1 protein-coding gene is annotated in these 1,780 nt (G+C 76.1%); it reads right to left on the bottom strand.

The window, feature by feature from the left end; all coding sequences use genetic code 11:
* Positions 1–198: 198 nt before the first annotated feature.
* Positions 199–1,780, bottom strand: a 1,582-nt coding sequence (locus VGR37_07525) for a hypothetical protein (GenBank protein ID HEV2147237.1), incomplete at its 5' end; no start/stop codon positions are given.

The following is a 1,780-nucleotide window of genomic DNA, read 5'->3' as shown; positions in this document are numbered from 1 at the left end:
GCGCTGCGCCGGGCGCGCGGGCCGGCGCGCCGCATACGACGCGCGGGTCTCCGCCACGCGGTCGCTCCCGGCAGGCCCCGGCTCCTGCTCCCTCTCTTCCCGGCGCTCCTCGTCGCTCATGCGCCCTCTCCTGGTGCGGGTTGCGCAACGAATATGCTGCGCAGACGAGAAGGGCGCAAGGACGCCCTGGGACCCGGCTCAGCGCTCCACCTGCAGCCTCCTCCGCGTCGTGGCCGGCTCTCCCTCGCGCGGGACCACCGACAGCTCCAGCGTGTACTCGCCCGCCGCCGCCTCCGGGATGGCGAGCACCAGGGTGCGGGCCAGGGTCGGCCCGCCCGGCGTCTCCTCGTCCCACTGCACGTGGATGGGGGTGTCCTCCCCCACCAGCCCCAGCCGCTCCGCGAGGCGCCGCCCCCACCCCCGGGAGCCGCGCTGCAGGCTCACCGAGACCCCCACCGTGTCCGGCCGCTCCGGCAGCCCGGACACCTCCCAGAAGAGCCCCAGCGACTCTCCGGCCCGGACGCGCGTGGAGCCGCGCGCCTGCGGGATCGCCTCCTCCAGCTCCGCGGGGAGGGGGTCGGGGCTCTGCAGGAGCAGGATGTCGGAGACGGCCACGCCGCCCGCGGGCGCCGGGAGCGACAGGCCGTAGCGCGCGCGCCCCGCCCGCTTCGCCTGCGGGCTCACCGTTTCCAGGCTCATGATCCGCGCGCCCGGCGCGACGGTCCCGCTCACCACCCCCCGCGCTCCCCGTACCGTCTCCCGCGCGATGAGGGGCTCCGTCCGGTGGTCGGTCGCCAGGACCAGGGCGGCCTCCGTGACCGCCTCCGGCGGGACGCTGTCGGCCTTCATGGCGAACGCCGCCACCACCAGCACCGAATCGCCGCGGGGGAACCGCGCCACCTGGTGCTCCAGCTCCTCCACGTTCTCGGCGAGCGCGGGGGCGTACTGCGCGCGGGCGTCCGGGTCGTCCAGCGACCAGTCGTCGTCGCCGATCTCCGCCGGGGCGTCCAGGAAGCGCACGGGGGGAAGGAAGCTCCAGCTCCGCGGAGCGTAGTGGGTCACGACGGACGCACGCTCCTGCAGGAGGACGGGGCGGTTGGACCGGATGCGCTCCCACCCGACCGGCTGTCCGAAGCGCAGCAGGATCTCGCGCAGGTCGCTCCCCCAGGAGATCCCCTCGGCCGATTTGGCCCGGTCCTGGAGGCGGTCCACGAGGTTGCGGGACAGGTGCTCGGTCCGCAGGTCGTTCCCGGGAAACGCCCAGAAGGGATCCGCCAGCCACCAGAAGCGCGCCTCCGCGTCCGGCATCCCCTCCTTCAGCCGGCGGAAGGCGCGCCAGTCGCGGTCCGAGAGGAGCGGGCTCAGGTCGGTCCACTCCTGCCGCACCTCCGGGGGCATGGCCTCCAGCGCGGCGCCGTAGGCGGAGTCCGCCCCGGTGGTCCGCCCCGCGGCGTGCAGCGCGAACCCCTCCAGCGCGGTGCACCACCACCCGCCCCGGCACTCCCGCGCGGCGGCGGCGGCCTCGTCCGTCCGGCCCGCCTCCACCAGGTAGCGCACGCGCTGCCCCGCCACCCACTCGTCGCCGGGGTACAGCGTGGACGCCTCCCCCAGCCGCGCGATCAGCACGTCGCGCCCCTCGCGCACCGCGTCCGCCTCGGGCGGCGGCACCCACTCCGGTCCCGAGTCGTCCCCGTGCCACAGGCAGAAGCGCCCGATCCGCTCGTCGCAGCGGTCGGGGCCCACGCCGTGGTTGGTCCAGGGGAGGTGGCGGAAGCGGAGG

It is taken from the genome of Longimicrobiaceae bacterium (assembly GCA_035936415.1).
Taxonomy (GTDB): domain Bacteria; phylum Gemmatimonadota; class Gemmatimonadetes; order Longimicrobiales; family Longimicrobiaceae; genus JAFAYN01.
The sequence above is the reverse complement of the archived record's forward strand: the minus strand, read 5'-3'. Positions and strand labels throughout refer to the sequence as shown.